Source organism: Paraglaciecola marina (assembly GCF_004360155.1).
GTDB lineage: Bacteria > Pseudomonadota > Gammaproteobacteria > Enterobacterales > Alteromonadaceae > Paraglaciecola > Paraglaciecola marina.
In genome coordinates, this window is sequence record NZ_SAIS01000001.1 from 334,503 (window position 1) to 354,164 (window position 19,662).

A 19,662-nucleotide genomic window follows, 5' to 3' on the forward strand; every position below is an offset into this window, starting at 1 on the left:
TTAATAGGTCACATGTAATAATATTGTGTGTGACCTACTTTATGTTTGGCAAAAAAGGCAATCGTCCATGCTGAGATTATTAGTCATTTCTACTTTATTGTTTAGCGCTGTACTCTGCGCCAAGGCTCCAAGCCGTATTTTGTTTGGTTCCTGTTCTCATCAAGATAAAGACATGGCAATTTTTAATAGCATTATCAAAGACAGCCCTGAGGTGTTTATTTTTCTTGGGGATAATATTTATGGTGACACCCAAGACATGCAAGTGTTGGGAGACAAATATCAAAAATTGGGCGCGAAGCCGGGTTTTAAAAAACTAAAAGAGCAGGCAGAATTAATTGCTACCTGGGATGACCATGATTTTGGAGCTAACGACGCGGGTAAGGAATACCCCATGAAAGACGCCTCTCGAAAGCTTATGTTGGATTTTTGGCAAGAGCCTGAAAACTCGTTACGCCGTAGTCGTGAAGATGGAATTTATACCTCATATCTTTATGGAGAAGGGCAACAAAGTATTCGTGTCATTTTACCAGATCTGCGCTGGAACCGTGATCCTCTGTTTCATGTATCTGCTGAAGAATATGCGAGTGAACGTAAACCCCAAAAAATGGGTCCTTATAAAGCAAACAGTGATACAAACGCCAGTATGTTGGGTGAAAAGCAATGGTTATGGCTAGAACAAGAATTACAAAAACCAGGTCGGATAAAAGTTATCGGCTCTAGTATACAATTACTGGCTGACTTTACTGGTTGGGAATCTTGGGCAAATTTCCCTGCCGATCGCCAGCGTTTGTTCAAGATTATTAAGCAGCATAAAGTAAATGCTGTTTTACTCATAAGTGGTGATACCCATTGGGGTGAAGTTAGTTATTATAAGCAGGACCTTGATTATCCGCTATGGGAAGTTACTTCTTCAGGATTAACAGAAGAATGGAAAAGCGTCAGTCCCAATAAAAATCGTATTGGTCAGTTTACCAATAACGTAAACTATGGGGCGCTAAATGTGAATTGGCAAAAACAAGATCCAATTATCACCCTAGGCCTTTATGATGAGGCGGGTGACGTAGTAAACGAACATAGGTTTAGGCTGTCATTACTTGAACCCTATTAAAAATAACAACTGTGTAGGAAATATATGCCAAAAGTAGGAATGGAACCGATGCGTCGTCAGCAGTTGATCGACGCCACAATTGAAGTTATTGCAGATGTCGGTCTGCGTGGTGCCACAATTACCCTTATATCCCGTCGCGCAGGAATGTCATCAGGTATTATCAGTCACTATTTTGGCAGTAAACAGGCTCTTATTGAAGCAACTGTGCGTTATCTATTAACTGGCTTAAAGAACGAATTGATTACACGAGTCACCCCCACGACGACACCAGAGCAACGATTAATGCTGATTGTTGAAGCAAATTTTGCACGGTTACAGCAATTAAGTCATACCACAAAAACCTGGTTAAGCTTTTGGTCACGGTCAATGCACGACCTTGAGTTGCATCGCTTACAGAACGTAAATAACAAACGGCTTTTAAGTAATTTAGTCAGTTCATTTAAAAAACTAATGAGCGAAGATGACGCCAAGCTTGCTGCTGAACTATGCGCGGCCATGATCGACGGCTTATGGTTGCGGGCTGTGTTAAGTAAGTCTGATAAAGCTCAATTTGCCCACAGTGAGAATCTTGCTAAAAACTATGTGACTACTCTAATCAAACAGTATGGAGCTTAAATTGACGAAACCTGTTTACCAAAATTTTATTAATGGCCAGTTTTTAGGCAATCAAAGTGGCGCAACCTTTGCGGTCAAAAACCCTGCCACCGATGAGGTGATTTATCATGTTGAAGTCGCTGATGAATATATTCAAAACGCAGCCATTAAAAGTGCTGAAAAAGGCTTTGCTCATTGGTCGACATTGACCCCTATTGAACGTAGTCGTATTTTATTAAAAGCTGTGAATTTACTCCGTACACGCAATGATGAATTGGCAAAAATTGAGGTGCTAGATACAGGTAAGCCCTGGCAAGAAGCAGAGTGTGTAGATGTGCAAACCGGTGCCGATGTGATTGAATACTATGCCGGGCTTGCTCCTTCACAAGTGGGGCAACAGCAAATGGTTGCGGAAGATTTTTACTATACCCGCAAAGAACCCTTAGGTATTTGTGCCGGTATAGGAGCTTGGAACTACCCATTACAAATTGCCTGCTGGAAGTCAGGCCCTGCATTAGCTGCGGGTAATGCCCTTATCTTTAAGCCTTCAGAAGAAACACCTTTAGGGGCAATTAAATTAGCAGAAATCTACATCGAAGCAGGTGTGCCAGCTGGCGTATTTAACGTTGTGCAAGGCGCCGCTGAAGTAGGGCAGTGGTTAACCCACAGTCCTGATATTGCAAAAGTATCTTTTACTGGTGAAGTAGGCACAGGTAAAAAAGTCGTTGCCAGTGCCGCAAGCTCCCTTAAAGAAGTCACTATGGAACTTGGCGGTAAGTCTCCACTACTGGTGTTTGATGATGCCGATGTATCACAAGCAGTTAGCGCAGCTATGTTAGGTAATTTTTACACACAAGGTGAAGTTTGCACTAATTGCACCCGTATTTATTTACATAAAAGCATCTATCAGCAATTTATTGAAGAGCTTAAAACCCGTACAGAACAAAATGTTATTGCTGGTGACCCGCTAGATCCTAAAGTGAATTTTGGTGCGTTAATTTCAAAAAAACATCAAGATTTAGTCATGAGCTATATCGATAAAGGGATAGCACAAGGCGCGACACTTTTAACCGGTGGTAAAACCTTGAGCCCAGAATCTGCACCCAATGGGTATTTTGTGGCACCAACTGTGTTTATCGACTGCAGCGATGACATGACGATAGTCAAAGAAGAAATCTTTGGCCCTGTTATGAGTGTTTTGGTGTTTGAAGACGAAGAGGATGTTATTCAACGTGCTAACGACACCCATTTAGGCTTGGCGGCTGGGGTGTTTAGTCAGGATATTAAACGGGCTCATCGCGTTATCCATAAATTACAAGCTGGTATTTGTTGGATCAACAGTTATGGTAATTCACCAGCTGAAATGCCAGTAGGCGGTTATAAACAGTCTGGTATAGGCCGGGAAAACGGCATCGAAACCCTAGACCACTACACCCAAACTAAATCAATTTATGTAGGCATGGGCAATATAGAGAGCCCGTTTTAATGGCTGTAGAAACTTATAATTACATCATAGTTGGCGCCGGCTCTGCTGGTTGTGTATTGGCCAATCGACTATCTGCAGACAGCAGTAATAGTGTTTTATTACTAGAAACGGGAGGAAGCGATAAAAGCATTTTTATTAAAATGCCAACGGCCTTATCTATTCCGATGAATTCTCCTAAATACGCGTGGCAGTTTCATACACAAGCTGAGCCCTATTTGGATAATCGTAAAATGCATTGCCCTAGGGGCAAAGTGTTAGGTGGTTCTTCGTCGATAAACGGCATGGTATACGTCCGTGGTCATGCTAAAGATTTTGATCAGTGGCAGCAACATGGTGCCAAGGGATGGGATTATCAGTCTTGTTTACCCTATTTTCAGAAAGCGGAATCCTATTATCTAGGTAAAGACAGTTATCATGGTAGTGACGGCCCTTTAGGGGTGAATAATGGTAATGAAATGGTCAACCCACTTTATAAAGCCTTTATTAAAGCTGGTCAGCAAGCAGGTTATTCCAGTACAAACGATTACAATGCGGCGCAGCAAGAGGGCTTTGGCCCTATGTATATGACAGTAAAAGACGGTGTACGCAGCTCGGCAAGTCGCGAGTACCTTGATCCGATTAAGTCCCGCAGCAACTTAACCATAGTCACTGGTGCTTTAGCTGAAAAAGTCGCTTTAGAAGGAAAAAAAGCCGTTGCTGTCGAATATAGTGTCAGTGGCAGGAAAATAACTGCGAAGGCGAGTAAAGAGATCGTGTTAAGCGCAGGGCCGATAGGTTCTCCGCACTTATTACAGCTTTCAGGCATTGGTGATAGCGATACGCTAAAAGCCGCCGGTATTGATGTGATACATCATTTACCTGGGGTTGGGCAAAACTTGCAAGATCACTTAGAGTTTTACTTTCAATATAAGTGTAAACAGCCTATCACCTTAAATGGCAAACTCGGTTTAATTTCTAAAGGCTTGATTGGTGCTCGTTGGTTATTAACCCGCAGTGGCCTAGGCGCGACTAATCACTTTGAGTCCTGCGCTTTTATTCGCTCAAAACCTGAGGTTGAATGGCCTGATATTCAGTATCATTTTCTACCAGCGGCGATGCGTTATGACGGTAAAAGTGCTTTTGCCGGCCATGGTTTTCAAGTACATGTGGGGCATAACAAACCCAAAAGTCGCGGGGCGGTCACTATTCAGTCTGCCGATCCAAGTGTGGCACCAAAAATTCAATTTAATTACTTACAACATCAAGATGATATCGAAGGGTTTAGAGCTTGCGTGCGTTTAACCCGTGAAATTATCGAGCAAAGTGCCTTTGATGAATATCGTGATGATGAAATTCAACCAGGTAAAGAAATACAGACTGATGAGCAAATTGATGCTTTTGTTCGCCAGTCCGTAGAAAGCGCATACCACCCATCATGTTCATGCAAAATGGGTGAGGACGATATGGCTGTGGTTAACTCTCACACCCAAGTCAGAGGACTTAAGGGTTTGCGAGTGGTGGATTCGTCTATATTTCCCACCATACCTAACGGCAATTTAAACGCACCAACCATTATGGTGGCAGAAAAAGCGGCAGACCTCATTTTAGGGAAGCCAATACTGCCTCAATCGCAAGTGAAGGTTGCCATTGCAAATGATTGGCAAAGTGAGCAACGCAGTTCGAATATTTAACCTGCCACCCACAGTACTTAGATACTGTGGGGCATACAGTGGTGCACCCCTAAATTGTTTATGGGCTGTGAATACGAGATAAAAAGCACGGGGAAACAATGAAGTATTATTATTTATTAGGGGGCAGGGGACTATGACTTTATGGCTTAATGCTGGCATCATATTCACCCTATTTACAATAGTGGTTATTTTATTCAAGTGGGGAAGTATTCGCTGTGTAGGGGTCACTCCTGTAAGAACTTTTACTTTAATAGCTATTTTATTTACCTCAGGTCTAGATGTTGGCTTGATTATGTTCCCCCTTACTGAGTTTGCCGGTTATGCTGACTTAAAGAGTAATCCAGAATATAGTTTTGCTAATCCACTGGCCATTGAATTTGCCTATTGGGGCTTTCTTATCTGGGGATTCTATTTTGTAACCTGCTTCTATTTTTGTGTCATAGAACCTAAGGTAAAGTTTTTCGACATCCTATGGGTGAAATTAATCAATAATGTGGTCATTATTGGTACCTGTGCCTTTACTGCCTTCCTTTTACTCTCTAATTTACCTTGGTATTTACCTATCATTGGTGATGGCGAGTCAATTGTTCCAAGCTTCTATTTAATTGTACTTGCTGTCATATGTTTTGCAGTGTACTCAAGCACCGACATTAAATACGTGCGTTTTCTAAGTATCTCTACCACCTGGTTATTTATCGCATTAATTGGCTTTATGTGGTTTGGTGCCTTTATGGGCAGCGACAGTCAGCTATCAGCATTTACCGATAATTTAGCGCTGATAGGTAACTACTTTGGCAATATCAATGACTTTGTTTTGCCGCTGAATGCCTACCATGAGTTTTATTTATTTTGGTGGTTTGCATGGAGCATTATGATTGGTCAGTTTACATCACGCTTTGTGGGGGGCTTAAAAACCTATCAGTTGTTGGGCGCTATGTTGATTTTTCCTTCCATTCCCATTGCGGTTTGGTTTAGTGTTCTTTACCAATATCACGAAGCTGGTATTCCCACAGAGGGCTTGAAAAACTTTGCTATGGCCTTTGTAGGGATAGTGTTTGTGATCAATTCACTGGATTCGCTGATCCGTTTATACACAGATAACTTAAATATGACTGTTAAACGCCTTGGCAAATTAAATTATTTTGTGGTAAATGTTGTCGTACTTGGATTGTTAACACTGTTATTTAAACTGGAATTTATAGAAATTCAATGGGTAGGCGCATTAGTGATTGGATTGTTCTTTGCTTGCGCCATATTTATTGCTTACAGAAAATATAAAACAGTACGTAACATAGATAGCTCTCCTGAAGGCAATAAAGTCGACTACACAAAAATCGAAAGAGCTAATTAAAATATTATGTTATTAAATAGACGCGACGACTGTAATAAGCACTCTGGGTCAAATGTAAATTAACTCTGGCAGCCCCTGTTAGGGGAGAAAGACCGCTCATTAAAAAATGGGCAGTAGTAAATCGCCCAAATATTTTTTCTCCCATAAAACGATACCACTTTACTAGCATTATGCTTTCAAAACTGATGTCTCTTAACGGGGTTAGTGGTTTTTGAAAGGGATTTATTCCAACAATTAAGTGCCATAATTGCTATTTAAGAATACAGCCTAACTCTCAAGAGACCTGCCCACCCAAATTACTTAAAATTCCCCGTGATTTGTGTATTTTTAAGGGATTTGAGTATACAATGTGCGCCGCATTTAAAAGCGATATATAAAGAAGCAAAATGTATTGCCCTCAGTAGGGCAGTTTATAATTATTTAAAGGAAAAAAATGACTCCTATTACTAAATCTTTTCAGTATGGTCAGCATACTGTTACTCTTGAAACTGGCGTAATTGCTCGCCAAGCTACAGCTGCTGTATTAGCTAGCATGGATGACACATCTGTATTGGTATCGGTTGTTGGTAAAAAAGATACTAAACCTGGGCAAGACTTCTTCCCACTTACCGTTAACTACCAAGAGCGTACATACGCTGCTGGTAAAATCCCTGGTGGATTTTTCAAACGTGAAGGTCGTCCTTCTGAATATGAAACCCTTACATCACGTTTAATTGACCGCCCAATTCGTCCTTTATTCCCTGATGGGTTTATGAACGAAGTTCAAATTATTGTCACTGTGGTTTCTGCAAATCCAGAAATCCCTACAGACATTATCTCTCTTATCGGTACTTCTGCAGCTTTAGCTGTTTCTGGTATGCCATTTAATGGTCCAGTTGGCGCAGCACGTGTTGGCTATAAAGATGAACAATACATTTTAAATACACGTACTTCTGAGTTAGAAGACAGCCAACTTGATTTAGTCGTTGCTGGTACTGAAGGTGCGGTATTAATGGTTGAGTCTGAAGCTGAAATTCTTTCTGAAGAAGTGATGCTTGGAGCTGTTATGTATGGCCATGAGCAAATGCAAACAGTTGTAAATGCTGTGAATGAATTTGCAGCTGAAGTGAATACTCCTAAGTGGGATTGGCAACCAGAAGCTGAAAACACTGAGCTTAAAGATAAAATCAAAGCATTGGCTGAAGCGGGTATTACTGATGCTTACCAAATCTCTGACAAGATGGAGCGTAAAGACGCCATCACTGCTTTGACTAATAAAACAGTTGAAGAGTTAGTTGCTGCTGATGAAAATCAAGATGCTAAAGAAGTATCTGAATTAGTACATGAACTAGAAAGTGACGTTGTTCGTTCACGTATTCTTGCTGGTCAGCCTCGTATCGATGGCCGTGATCCTGCGATGATCCGTGCTCTTGATGTGGCTACTGGTTTGTTACCTCGTACTCACGGTTCTGCTTTGTTTACTCGTGGGGAAACTCAAGCAATCGTTGCTGCTACTCTAGGTACAGAGCGTGATGCCCAAATGATTGATGGCTTAAACGGTAAAGTAGATAGTCGTTTCATGCTGCATTATAACTTCCCTCCATATTGTGTAGGTGAAACTGGTTTTGTTGGATCTCCTAAGCGTCGTGAAATTGGTCACGGTCGTCTAGCTAAGCGTGGTATTCAAGCGGTCATGCCGTCTGAAAAAGACTTCCCTTATGTTGTACGTGTTGTATCTGAAATCACTGAATCAAACGGTTCTTCTTCAATGGCCTCTGTTTGTGGTACATCACTCGCTCTTATGGATGCAGGTGTTCCAATTAAAGCGTCTGTTGCTGGTATTGCTATGGGTCTAGTGAAAAACGACGAAAATTTCGTGGTTCTTTCAGACATATTGGGTGACGAAGACCATCTAGGTGACATGGACTTTAAAGTAGCCGGTACTACAGGTGGTATTACTGCTCTACAAATGGATATCAAAATTGAAGGTATCACTAAAGAAATCATGCAGGTAGCACTTAAGCAAGCTAAAGAAGCTCGTTTGCATATTCTAGGCGTAATGGACCAAGCTATTTCTGGCCACCGTGAAGAAATGTCTGAATTCGCTCCGCGCATTTATACTTTGAAAGTAGATAAAGACAAAATCCGTGACGTAATTGGTAAAGGTGGTGCGATGATCCGCGCTATCACTGAAGAGTCTGATTGTAATATTGAAATTGAAGATGATGGAACGGTTAAGATTTTTGCAACTGAACGTGCTAAAGCTGAAATTGCAATTTCTAAGATTGAGCAAGTTACCGCTGAAGTTGAAGCCGGTAAGACATACTCTGGTAAAGTCACTCGTATCGTCGATTTTGGTGCCTTTGTAGAAATTTTGCCAGGTAAAGAAGGTCTAGTTCATATTTCACAAATCGCTCATGAACGTGTTAATAAAGTATCTGACCACCTTGAAGAAGGTCAAATATTAGATGTGAAAGTTGTTGAAATTGACCGTCAAAATCGTGTTCGTTTAAGCATTAAAGATTTACTAGAAAAGCCAGCTGCTCCAGATGCATCAGGGAACGAATAAGTAATTAGTTTTTAACTAATTTTAAAAGGAGCCGCAAGGCTCCTTTTTTGTATCTATACCTAACACACTGTCGCACCTGCTATTAGTATTTGAATCAACAAATTAAAGTTGGTTTTTTAAGGAAACTCGTTAGTAACCTCCAGTAATTCTCCAATCTGTAAATAAAAATCGAGATAAATTTATTACTCGTTACACTCTTTAAGGTATTTCAAGCAACACCACAATATCCATCTAGATACTTTGGCCAGATTCAAAATGTGAGAAAGTAAATGCCTTATTGATTTTCAGTTCTAGAGGGTTAAGTGCCACCCATCAATTTATGCAAAAGGAATATTCAGTGAAAACAATGTTAAAAACGAAACTTGATTTGGGACTAATTTGTTTACCATTTATTTTATTTACACAGCAGAGTATTGCTCAAGATGATGTTCAGGACATATCAGCTGATGGTGGTGGTTTGGCTATAATTGCAAAAGTCGGTACTTTGGGGCCAGGCCTAGAGTTAGATTATAGTTTCAATGAAAGTTGGAACATTCGTCTTCAAGCTAACGGCTATACCTATTCAGATACATTCGAAGAAGATGATATTGATTACAATGGTGAAATTGAACTATCTACCTATGGAGTATTGGTTGATTGGCGCCCATTCGATGGTGTTTTCCATATTACTGGTGGTGCATACATTAATGGCAATGAGCTACGAGGAGACGCTATTAGCTCGGGTAGTGAAACCTTTGAAATTGGAGATTTGGAATACCGTGGAACGAGTAGCGATCCACTGACCCTTGATACCGCTATCGTTTTAGGGGATGAAACAGCGGGGTACTTGGGGTTTGGCTGGGGGCAAAGTTATGAAGATGGCTTTATGTTTTCATTAGAAATAGGCGTGCTATTTTCTGGAGAGCCAGATGTACAACTTGAAGTTGCCGGTACGGCAGAAGTAGTAGGTTACCCAGGATATCAATTCAATGTAAACGGTACATCACCTGAAGCCATTGAGTTTCAAGCTAACGTTGCCGATGAAATTGTTAATTTAGAAGAAGATATTTCTGATTTCGAAATATACCCTGTTATAGCTTTAGGGATTGGTTACCGCTTTTAATAAATCAAAAGTGAGTATTTTAGGGCTGATTCTTTTATTAAGTAGAAGGCCTGTCAGCCTTCAACTTGCTACCCATAATACTCCCATCATTGCTATTTATACTTTTATATCTATGGATTTGTTTTGATTTGCTCTGGTGGGGATGTTGATAATAGCCTTATTCATTTATCCTTTTTAACGGTTACCCATGCCCCAAATCAATGCCAACTCTAGTAACGTTATTCTATTCGATGTACAAGAAGGTGTGGCTGTAGTCTCCATTAATCGACCTGATGAGCTCAATACATTTACTACTGAAGTTATCAATGGTCTAACTAAGGCCTTTTCTTTAATTGCCAATGATGATGCCATAAAAGTCGCGGTGTTAACGGGAACCGGCCGAGCCTTTAGTGCTGGGTTAGATTTGAAAATGCTCAGTGCAGAAAGCGATGTGTTTCAACAGCATAATCAAGGGCAGCACACGGCATTCATTAAAGCTATTTCAGAATGCCCCAAGCCCGTTATAGGTGCTATAAATGGTGTGGCTGTGGCCGGTGGACTGGAGTTGGCATTATGTTGTGATTTTTTATATGCCTCAGATAAAGCGAGCTTTGCTGATACTCATGCCTTTGTTGGAGTAATACCAGGTTGGGGGTTATCACAAAAATTTCCTAGGTTGGTTGGGATTAATCGTGCTCGTGAATTAAGTTTTACTGGGAGGTTCTTTAGTGCTATTGAAGCAAAAGAGTGGGGCTTGATTAACGAAATTTACCCTAGAGATGAGTTGATGAATACGGTCCTTGATTTAGCATTAAAAATAGCGGAAGCAGATATGCCTGCCTTAATGAAAATAAAAGCCTTGATGAATCAAGGTTGGAATATGAATTTAAAAAATGCTCTTGAGTATGAGACTCAAATATCTGTCCCATACAGTAAAGCCATAGATATGACTCAGATGGAACAAAGGTTAGAGGTGTTGAAAAGTCGCAAACGATAAGTCTTATTTTTACAAATATTGAGTCTTTTTCTTAAATATAATCCCAAAGAGCTGCGTCAGTTACCATGCAACTCTTTGGGTGATAGGTGGCATAGCTCGCTATGCAATAATTTGTTGTAAGGTGTGAGTCTCTTTTGGCGCAACCATTTGTCCTTGGGTTATGGTGCTCTCTACACACAACATAGTGACATAACTGTCATCTGCCATGTCTACCATGCTTATAGATTTTTCCCGCCAAGGATTCCATACTACTATGCTATCGTGACCAGAAGATATCACGTCAGTTTTAAGCTGTTTGTCGATAATGGTTAATTTTTCTGGTTTATCAAAGTGCACTCTGTCAGTTTCTTCAGTAAATTGATAAGGCTGTGGAGTTTCGAAGCTCTTATAATTGCGAGTTTTATCTTCATAAGTACCTTTTAAGCCTAAAAGCTTACATTGCCTGATATCTTCAATTGTAAAGTAACTATGCAGGGCGCAATTATAGCTTAAAGGTTTCTCACCTAAATTAGTCGTCTTGAGTTGAATACTTAGCTGCTCGCCAATTTGAACTACTAAAGTGAGTTGTGCGTATGCATCGAATCCTTCTCCATTACTGGATATAGGTTGTAACTCTATTGTGGTTCCTGATTCAGAATCTTCAGTGGTAATGACTTTCCACCCCTGTTGGCGTACATAACCATGGCTAGGTAAGGTTTTATCTGAAGGATGTTCGCCAAACCATGGCCAGCAAATAGGTACACCTCCGCGGATGGCTTTTTGGCCATTGAATATCGCTTCTTTACTTACCCACAAACGCTCACGGTTATCTTTTTTAGGGCAGAAGCTTAATATATGACCGCCAAACAATGCTATTTCAGCAGTAGCGAATGAATTGTCTATTTGCAGAGCTTGAATGTCGTCACGGTTAATTAGTGATATTGAGTTTGCTAGTAACATAGAGGATCTCTGTTTATGGAAGTTAAGGATCATAAAAAAGGCGGTAAAGAACTATTTCTTTACCGCCTTTTTAATACAAAATTCAACAATAGTAGATTACTTACTAATGTGCGCCACTAAATCTAATACTTTATTTGAGTAACCAATTTCGTTGTCGTACCAAGATACTAACTTGACGAATGTATCTGTTAATGCAATACCAGCTGTAGCATCAAAAACAGATGTGCGTACGTCACCAATAAAGTCTTGAGATACAACGGCATCTTCTGTGTAACCCATAACGCCTTTCATTTCGCCTTCAGACGCAGCTTTCATTGCTGCACAAATTTCTTCATAGCTGGCTGGTTTTGCAAGGTTAACTGTTAAGTCTACAACTGATACATCAGCTGTTGGTACGCGAAAAGCCATACCTGTAAGTTTACCGTTTAATTCAGGAATAACTTTACCTACGGCTTTTGCTGCACCTGTAGAAGATGGAATGATGTTTTGAGAAGCGCCACGACCACCACGCCAGTCTTTTGAAGAAGGACTATCTACCGTTTTTTGTGTTGCGGTTGTGGCATGAACCGTTGTCATTAAGCCGTCTACTATACCAAAGCTGTCGTTTAGTACTTTAGCGAGAGGAGCTAAACAGTTGGTGGTACAAGATGCGTTTGATACTACGTCTTGTCCTGCATAAGAGTCTTGGTTAACACCCATTACAAACATAGGAGTCGCATCTTTAGATGGAGCTGACATCACAACTTTTTTAGCACCAGCTTCAATATGTTTACGTGCAGTTTCATCGGTTAAGAACAAACCAGTAGATTCAACCACTACATCGGCGCTAATCGCATCCCATGCTAAATCAGCAGGGTTGCGTTCAGCAGTTACACGAATAGTTTTTCCATTAACAATAAGTTGGCCATCTTTAACGTCAACAGTGCCGTTGAATTTGCCATGGGTAGAGTCATACTTAAGCATATAAGCCATGTATTCTGCATCTAACAAATCATTAATACCTACTACTTCAATATCACTGCGTTCACAGGCGGCGCGAAATACGAATCGACCGATACGGCCAAAGCCATTGATACCTACTTTTATTGTCATGTCTAAAATCCTCTGCGAGTTAATTTAACTGCTTGCCTAAAAAAGCTGTTAATGAAGGGTGTAATAAACCCTACTGAAATATTATTACAAAATTATGGACTAAATAAGCATGTAAGGCAAAATATTCCCGCTAAAATGTTATTTAATTACATTATTTGTAACATAAAAATATTTGGTATTATTTGTGTACTATTTACTAAGGGTAGCTCCTTTTTTAGACAGTCTTTATAGGAATTAAAATTTAATGACGGCTTCATTGATTGAATATTTAGTTGAGTACCGAGGAATAGAGTCAAATTATAATGACGCGTGGGGTAAACCGACTACTATTGCCCGCGCTACCAAAGAAAAGTTGTTAAAAGTGATGGGGTATGATGTTGACGACTCAAACACTTTACAGCAACAAGCTGAAGATGAAGCCAATCAATCTTGGTTATCGCCATTAGGCCCAGTTCAAGTTATACGTAGCGGCAATGATTTTCATATTGCTGTTAGGTTACCTATTGAGTTGGTTGATGATGAGTATGAGGCAGTTGTTACTACTGAGCATGGCGCCACTGTCGGCTGTCGTTTTATTCCTATAGAAGGACAACTCACAAATGTTGCTCATATTGAAGAAATTGAATTTCAAGAATATGTGGTGAAATTAGAGGTTTCTTTACCACTAGGTTATCACTCTCTATCTTTGCAAGCTGACAAAGATGAATTGGCTCGTATGAGCATTATAGTGGCGCCTCAATCTTGTTATAAACCTCAGGCGATATTAGATGGTCAAAAAGTCTGGGGGCTGAGCGTTCAGTTATATTGTCTACGTAGTGAAAACAACTGGGGGATTGGTGATTTTAGCGATTTAGCCTTTCTCCTTGAAAGTGCCGCTAAACAGGGTGCTCAATTTGTAGGCTTGAACCCAATACACGCATTATATCCTGCCCAACCTGACGTTTGCAGCCCATATGGGCCATCATCTCGCCGGTGGCTAAATTTTATCTATATTGATGTCACTAAAGTCGATGGTTTTGAGCAAAATTCAGTTCAAAACGTCGTCATTACCAATGAATTTATAGAAAAACTAGCAACCGCTCGAAACACAGATTTAGTGGATTACACAACAGTAAGCTATTTAAAGTTGACTGCTCTTAGCTGCATATTTGAATATCAAAACGCAAAGTACCTTTCAAAGAACACTAAAATGAATAAGGTGTTCAAACAGTTTGTAGCAGATGGAGGGGAGAGCTTACAAACCATAGCTACATATGACGCATTACAAGAATACCTTTCGAGCAAACAAGTGCCTTCATGGGGATGGCCGGTATTTCCTGAAGAGCTTTCTGATTTTGATAAGCCAGCGGTAAAAGCCTTTACTAAAAAACATAAAAAACGAATTAAGTTTTTCATGTGGCTGCAATGGCAGGCTGCTATACAATTAGAGCAGGCAAATCAAGTTGCTATTAATAATAATATGAGTATCGGTTTATACCGTGACTTAGCCGTGGGAGTGAGTGAGGGGAGTGCAGAAATTTGGGGAAATAAAGACTTATATTGTGTGAATGCAAGTGTTGGAGCTCCCCCCGATGAATTAGGGCCTTTAGGACAATCATGGGGCTTACCTCCTATGGATCCTGAAAAACTTTATCAACAACAATATCAACCTATTATCGATTTGTTTCGGGCTAACATGCATGCCACGGGAGCACTTCGTATTGATCATGTTATGGCATTATTACGTTTATGGTGGGTTTCAAAGGGGGATAATGCTACTGAAGGCGGGTACGTGTATTACCCCGTGGATGACTTGTTAGGCATTTTAGCTTTAGAAAGTCATAGAAATCAAAGTATGGTGATAGGTGAAGATTTAGGGACAGTGCCGCCAGAAATTAGAGAAAAATTGGCTGAAAATGGCGTGTATTCATATCGTGTATTCTTTTTCGAACAAGCTAAAGATGGCGGGTTTTATTCTCCTGCACATTATCCTGAACAATCTATGGCCACGCTAACAACCCATGACATGCCCACTTTAAAGGGGTACTGGAATTGTTACGACTTAGAGTTAGGTAAAGAGCTGAGTTTATATCCTAACTCAAGGGTATTAAATGAATTGTATAATAGTCGCCATAGGAATAAACAGGCTATTTTAGATACTTTGCATGGACATAATTCTGTTACTGAGGAAGTAGGGTATGATGTGAATTCTGTTGGTATGAGTAGAGCTTTAAATTTTGGTATGCAATTACATATGGCTGCTGGCTCAAGTGAGTTATTAAGTTTGCAACTTGAAGATTGGTTAGAAATGGACAAACCTGTGAATATTCCAGGGACATCTGATGAATATCCTAATTGGCGACGAAAATTGACTCAAGACCTGCAATATATCTATAGTGATGACGCATTAAATAAATTAGCCCTAGATTTAACAAAAATAAGAAAAAGAGTCTCAATTTGATTTAAATTTATCTGTGGTTTGACCTTAACGTTAAACCACACAACCCAAGGCGAAAATATGCAGTTAGAAACCATATTGTCTCAAGCTAAATGTACCTTTCCTTTTTCTCACCTAGGTGCCGACTTTCAAAATTCGAATTCAACCTTTTTCATCACAACATGGCAGCCTCATGCTGAAAAGATCGTTGCCATCGATTTAGGTACAGGTCAGGCTATAGGAGAACTTATACAGACCCCTGATAGTTACTTATTTACCGGAGCATTTAAGCTTGCTGAGCCCCCTAAGGCTTATGCGTTTTTGGTCAGTAACGGCGAGGCTGATTATCAGGTTATCGACCCTTACCAGTTCAAAGAGCAAGCCTTTCATGCTGTGCATTATGTCGATCATTTACCAGAAAATATATATAACCAATTAGGTGCCCAATTAATAGATTTAGATGTTGGGCTACCGACAACTATTCAAGCAACTCGATTTGCAGTGTTTGCTCCTAATGCGTCTGCAGTATCTTTAATTGGTGATTTTAATTATTGGAATGGTTCATGCCTTCCTATGCAAAAAACTGATTTTGGTTATTGGGTGCTCGTTGTCCCTGGTATTACTGCTGGCGCTAAATATAAATATCAAATTAAGGATGCGCTTGGTAATGAACTGCCTCACAAAGCAGATCCTGTTGGCTTTATGGCTGAACAATATCCGTCACATGCCTCAGTAGTGTTCGATCATAAAAAATACAAATGGAAAGATGAAAAATGGAAGACGCGAGCTCATAAAGATAAATATCAACAGGCTATGAGTATTTATGAATTGCACCTTGGGTCTTGGAAAAGGCCGGGCTCAGACTCTGAAAAACAGTTTTTAACTTACCGTGATTTGTCGACAGATTTAATCCCTTACATTAAGGATATGGGATATACCCATATAGAGCTTTTACCTGTATCTGAGTTTCCATTTGATGGCTCTTGGGGGTATCAACCAGTAGGGTTGTTTTCTCCAACCAGTCGTTTTGGTGGGCCTGATGATTTCAAGTATTTTGTCGATCAATGTCACCAAAATGGAATTGGGGTAATTATCGATTGGGTTCCTGCGCATTTCCCTGAAGACGGTCATGGCCTTGCACGTTTTGATGGCACTCACGTTTATGAATATGAGGACCCTCGCAAAGGTTGGCACCCAGATTGGAACTCATGTATTTATGATTTTGGAAAAGAAACAGTACGACAATTCTTAGTGGCCAATGCTTTGTTTTGGATGGATAAATATCATATTGATGGCCTAAGGGTCGATGCTGTAGCGTCCATGTTGTACTTAGATTATTCTCGAGAGGATGGTGAATGGATACCCAATATTGATGGGGGTAACCATAATTATGAGGCAATAAGCTTATTACAGTGGATGAATAAAGCGGTATACGAAAAGTTTCCAGAGGGCATGACAATAGCAGAGGAGTCTACGTCTTTTCCAAAAGTATCTAGACCTGTTTTTGAAGGTGGCTTAGGGTTTGGTTTTAAATGGAATATGGGGTGGATGAATGATTCTTTGCACTATATTTCTAAGGATCCTGCCTACAGGCGCTATCACCATAATGAAATTACTTTTAGTATGGTATATGCCTTTGATGAGAGTTTTATTTTGCCTATTTCCCATGATGAAGTTGTACATGGAAAAGGCTCGTTACTTCGGAAAATGCCCGGAGATGAATGGCAACAAGCAGCCAATTTACGTGCTTACGCAGGTTTTATGTATGCCCACCCGGGTAAAAAATTAAACTTTATGGGGAATGAAATAGGCCAGGCTGAAGAGTGGAACCATGACAGTTCAGTTAATTGGCATTTACTCGAGTTTGATAAGCACAAAGGGATCCAATCTTTATATCGTGATTTAAATAAACTATATGCTGAATATCCAGCACTGCATGAATTGGATCATAGCCATAAAGGGTTTGAGTGGATTGAACATGGTAATGCAGGCCAAAGTGTTCTTTCTGTGTTAAGAAAGTCTAATGACGCTAAACAGAAAATTTATTTTATCGTTAATTTCACACCGGTACCCTATGAAAAGTTTAGGCTAGGGGTTCAAGATAAAGGTGAATACCAGCTACTTCTAAATTCAGATGACAACAAATACTGGGGTAGCGGGTATAAAGTTAAAGAAAAATATATAAGTGATCTTGAAGCTTGGAACGGCCAACCTTACTCTATTTCTTTAAGCCTACCTCCATTGGCTAGTCTATATATCTTATTTAAAGGTTAAATCATGTCTAACTATCAGATTTTGGCTGGTGCTCCTCATCCATTAGGCGCGACATCAAGTGGCTCAGGATGTAACTTTGCTGTGCATTGCCCAAACGCTGATGCTGTGGAGCTGTGTTTATTTGACAGTATGACTGAAAAGCAAGTTGCTGTTATTACTCTACCCGTTAAAACGGGTAAAATTTGGCACGGTTTTATTGATGGTTTACAAGCAGGGCAACTTTATGGATACCGTTTACAAGGTAATAACAATGCAAGTGTTGGTTTAGTCTTCGATAGTCAGAAATTATTAATTGATCCCTACGCTAAAGTACTAAATAAAGCACTAGTTTGGGATGCTAAAAAGTACCAAGGAGACAGTCAAGAAATGGTCTCTAAGGCTGTAGTTACTGAAGCGTCCAGTAATCTAGGTGCGCCCAGCAAGCCAAATACCCCTCTTGAGCAAACTATATTATACGAAGCTCACGTCAAAGGTTTAACACAGCTTCATCCAGACGTGCCGGATGAATATAAAGGTAAGTTTTTAGGCGTTTCTCAGCCAGCTATTATTGAACATTTAAAATCTTTAGGGGTAACTGCTGTTCAGTTGATGCCGGTTTTTGCGTTTATGCCAGAGCCTTTTATTACCAACAAAGGTTTGACAAATTATTGGGGATATAACCCAGTTAATTACTTTTGTCCTGATCCTAGATACGTTATTAACGATGCTATTGGCGAGTTTAAAACCATGGTTCATACTCTGCACCAAGCAGGAATTGAAGTGATACTTGACGTGGTGTTCAATCATACTGCTGAAGGTGGGATTGAAGGGCCTACCTTATCGTTTAAAGGGTTTGATAATATTTCATGCTACCTATTTGAGCGTAATGATTATGGCGCCATTGATTATCAAAAATATGTTAATAACTCTGGTTGTGGCAATAGCGTCAATACTGCATTTCCGTATGTTTTAAAAATGGTAATGGACTCTTTACGTTATTGGTTTTCTGACATGGGAGTGGATGGTTTTCGGTTTGATTTAGCGGCAAGCTTGGGGCGTGACCCTTATGAATTTTCAAGTTTAGCTGGATTTTTTAGAACTATAAGACAAGACCCTACTCTGATTGGATGTAAGTTAATTGCTGAACCATGGGATATTGGTTATGGGGGTTACAGATTAGGTCAATTTCCTTCTAATTGGCTAGAGTGTAATGATAAATATCGAGATACAGTAAGAGCATTTTGGAGAGGAGACAAAGGTCACACAAGCGATTTTGCTACCAGGTTGTTTGGATCCAGAGATGTCTTCCCAAAAGAAAATCGCTCAATATCAACATCGGTTAATAATATTACCTATCATGACGGTTTTACATTGCAAGACTTAGTCAGTTATGCAGAAAGGCATAATGAAGCTAATTTAGAGCAAAACCGGGATGGCCATGGTCATAATTTATCTGCTAACTATGGTGTTGAAGGCCCTACATCAAACAGTAAAGTCATGCAATTAAGAGAGCGCCAAAAACGTAACTTATTTGCAACTTTAATGCTGTCACAAGGCACTCCCCATGTGTTGGGTGGTGACGAATTGAGTCGCACACAAAATGGTAACAATAATGCTTATTGTCAAGATAATGAAATTAATTGGATACATTGGGATATTGATACAACTCAACAAAAGTTCTTAAGATTTTGTCAAGCCGTTATTGCTTTACGCAAAAGTAGTTCAATTCTTAGTAACCTTAACTTTAAAGATGACCATTACTCCACTGGTTGCAATGTAGAAGAGATCCATTGGTATCGCCCAGATGGAGAAAGAAAATTAGATGGGGATTGGCAAGATTATAACAATCAAGCATTTGCCGTTGAGCTTAAAGGACCTGATAATGAGTATCATGAACATTGGTTATTAGTTTTTAATACCAGTGAGCATGATGTTCGCTTCCATTTGCCTGAGCTGAATAAAGAGGCGGCGTGGAAGATAATGCTTGATACTCGTTATGATGATTGGGATAAGCAACCTGATGTTCACATCAAGCATTTGTACCTACAGGGAGCACAAAGTATTTCTGTATTCAAATGTTCCAATTCAACTAACTAATAAACAGTTTTATATTAAAGATTTAGAAGG

At 39.9% G+C, this 19,662-nt stretch carries 13 protein-coding genes; 11 read left to right on the top strand and 2 right to left on the bottom strand.

All coding sequences use genetic code 11. The annotated features are described in order from the left end of the window. Nucleotides 1-67 precede the first annotated feature (67 nt). The 8 genes from EOK74_RS07605 (at nt 68) to EOK74_RS07640 (ending at nt 10,835) form a co-directional block, all read left to right on the top strand. Entirely contained in the window at nt 68-1,108 is a 1,041-nt protein-coding gene (locus EOK74_RS07605; protein WP_133469383.1) for an alkaline phosphatase D family protein, read from the top strand. A 24-nt stretch (nt 1,109-1,132) separates the two neighbouring features. Further along, nucleotides 1,133-1,723: a transcriptional regulator BetI gene (betI, locus tag EOK74_RS07610; RefSeq protein WP_133469384.1), complete on the top strand. Its 591-nt coding sequence runs from the start codon at nt 1,133-1,135 to the stop codon at nt 1,721-1,723. A 1-nt stretch (nt 1,724) separates the two neighbouring features. Next, a complete protein-coding gene (betB, locus tag EOK74_RS07615; protein WP_133469385.1) occupies nt 1,725-3,188 on the top strand; it encodes a betaine-aldehyde dehydrogenase in 1,464 nt (487 codons plus the stop codon). Further along, nucleotides 3,188-4,858, top strand: a complete 1,671-nt coding sequence (gene betA / locus EOK74_RS07620) for a choline dehydrogenase (RefSeq protein ID WP_133469386.1) — start codon at nt 3,188-3,190, stop codon at nt 4,856-4,858. Before betB ends, betA begins: the two co-directional genes overlap by 1 nt. A gap of 133 nt (nt 4,859-4,991) precedes the next feature. Then, nucleotides 4,992-6,209, top strand: coding sequence for a BCCT family transporter (locus EOK74_RS07625; RefSeq protein ID WP_133469387.1), 1,218 nt, complete (start codon nt 4,992-4,994; stop codon nt 6,207-6,209). 433 nt (nt 6,210-6,642) lie between these two features. Then, nucleotides 6,643-8,757 carry a polyribonucleotide nucleotidyltransferase gene (pnp, locus tag EOK74_RS07630; RefSeq protein ID WP_133469388.1) on the top strand — a complete coding sequence of 705 codons (2,115 nt, stop codon included), beginning with the start codon at nt 6,643-6,645 and terminating at the stop codon, nt 8,755-8,757. Between the two features lie 346 nt (nt 8,758-9,103). Continuing rightward, the gene (locus tag EOK74_RS07635) at nt 9,104-9,859 is read left to right on the top strand and encodes a hypothetical protein (protein ID WP_239024067.1); all 756 of its coding nucleotides are present in this window, start codon (nt 9,104-9,106) and stop codon (nt 9,857-9,859) included. A 187-nt stretch (nt 9,860-10,046) separates the two neighbouring features. After that, nucleotides 10,047-10,835 carry an enoyl-CoA hydratase gene (locus tag EOK74_RS07640; protein ID WP_133469390.1) on the top strand — a complete coding sequence of 263 codons (789 nt, stop codon included), beginning with the start codon at nt 10,047-10,049 and terminating at the stop codon, nt 10,833-10,835. Nucleotides 10,836-10,934: 99 nt separating this feature from the next. On the opposite strand, the gene EOK74_RS07645 is transcribed toward EOK74_RS07640, so the two are convergent. Together EOK74_RS07645 and gap are read right to left on the bottom strand one after the other, a co-directional pair. Continuing rightward, nucleotides 10,935-11,774, bottom strand: a complete 840-nt coding sequence (locus EOK74_RS07645) for a D-hexose-6-phosphate mutarotase (RefSeq protein ID WP_133469391.1) — start codon at nt 11,772-11,774, stop codon at nt 10,935-10,937. A gap of 96 nt (nt 11,775-11,870) precedes the next feature. Continuing rightward, complete coding sequence (gap, locus tag EOK74_RS07650; protein WP_133469392.1) at nt 11,871-12,866, bottom strand: type I glyceraldehyde-3-phosphate dehydrogenase; 996 nt, start codon at nt 12,864-12,866, stop codon at nt 11,871-11,873. A 244-nt stretch (nt 12,867-13,110) separates the two neighbouring features. Between gap and malQ the strand changes: the two genes are divergently transcribed. From malQ to glgX, 3 genes are read left to right on the top strand one after another with little or no spacing between them, the layout of a single operon-like run. Beyond that, on the top strand, nt 13,111-15,306 hold the full coding sequence (malQ, locus tag EOK74_RS07655) for a 4-alpha-glucanotransferase (protein WP_133469393.1): 2,196 nt from the start codon (nt 13,111-13,113) through the stop codon (nt 15,304-15,306). Nucleotides 15,307-15,363: 57 nt separating this feature from the next. Beyond that, the gene (gene glgB / locus EOK74_RS07660; RefSeq protein WP_133469394.1) at nt 15,364-17,556 is read left to right on the top strand and encodes a 1,4-alpha-glucan branching protein GlgB; all 2,193 of its coding nucleotides are present in this window, start codon (nt 15,364-15,366) and stop codon (nt 17,554-17,556) included. A 3-nt stretch (nt 17,557-17,559) separates the two neighbouring features. Further along, nucleotides 17,560-19,632, top strand: coding sequence for a glycogen debranching protein GlgX (gene glgX / locus EOK74_RS07665; protein ID WP_133469395.1), 2,073 nt, complete (start codon nt 17,560-17,562; stop codon nt 19,630-19,632). The last annotated feature ends 30 nt before the right edge of the window (nt 19,633-19,662 follow it).

Coding starts and splice junctions, on each gene's coding strand:
- EOK74_RS07605 (WP_133469383.1), top strand. CDS start 68: ATGCTGAGATTATTAGTCATTTCTACTTTATTGTTTAGCGCTGTACTC.
- betI (WP_133469384.1), top strand. CDS start 1,133: ATGCCAAAAGTAGGAATGGAACCGATGCGTCGTCAGCAGTTGATCGAC.
- betA (WP_133469386.1), top strand. CDS start 3,188: ATGGCTGTAGAAACTTATAATTACATCATAGTTGGCGCCGGCTCTGCT.
- EOK74_RS07625 (WP_133469387.1), top strand. CDS start 4,992: ATGACTTTATGGCTTAATGCTGGCATCATATTCACCCTATTTACAATA.
- pnp (WP_133469388.1), top strand. CDS start 6,643: ATGACTCCTATTACTAAATCTTTTCAGTATGGTCAGCATACTGTTACT.
- EOK74_RS07635 (WP_239024067.1), top strand. CDS start 9,104: ATGTTAAAAACGAAACTTGATTTGGGACTAATTTGTTTACCATTTATT.
- EOK74_RS07640 (WP_133469390.1), top strand. CDS start 10,047: ATGCCCCAAATCAATGCCAACTCTAGTAACGTTATTCTATTCGATGTA.
- EOK74_RS07645 (WP_133469391.1), bottom strand. CDS start 11,774: ATGTTACTAGCAAACTCAATATCACTAATTAACCGTGACGACATTCAA.
- gap (WP_133469392.1), bottom strand. CDS start 12,866: ATGACAATAAAAGTAGGTATCAATGGCTTTGGCCGTATCGGTCGATTC.
- malQ (WP_133469393.1), top strand. CDS start 13,111: ATGACGGCTTCATTGATTGAATATTTAGTTGAGTACCGAGGAATAGAG.
- glgB (WP_133469394.1), top strand. CDS start 15,364: ATGCAGTTAGAAACCATATTGTCTCAAGCTAAATGTACCTTTCCTTTT.
- glgX (WP_133469395.1), top strand. CDS start 17,560: ATGTCTAACTATCAGATTTTGGCTGGTGCTCCTCATCCATTAGGCGCG.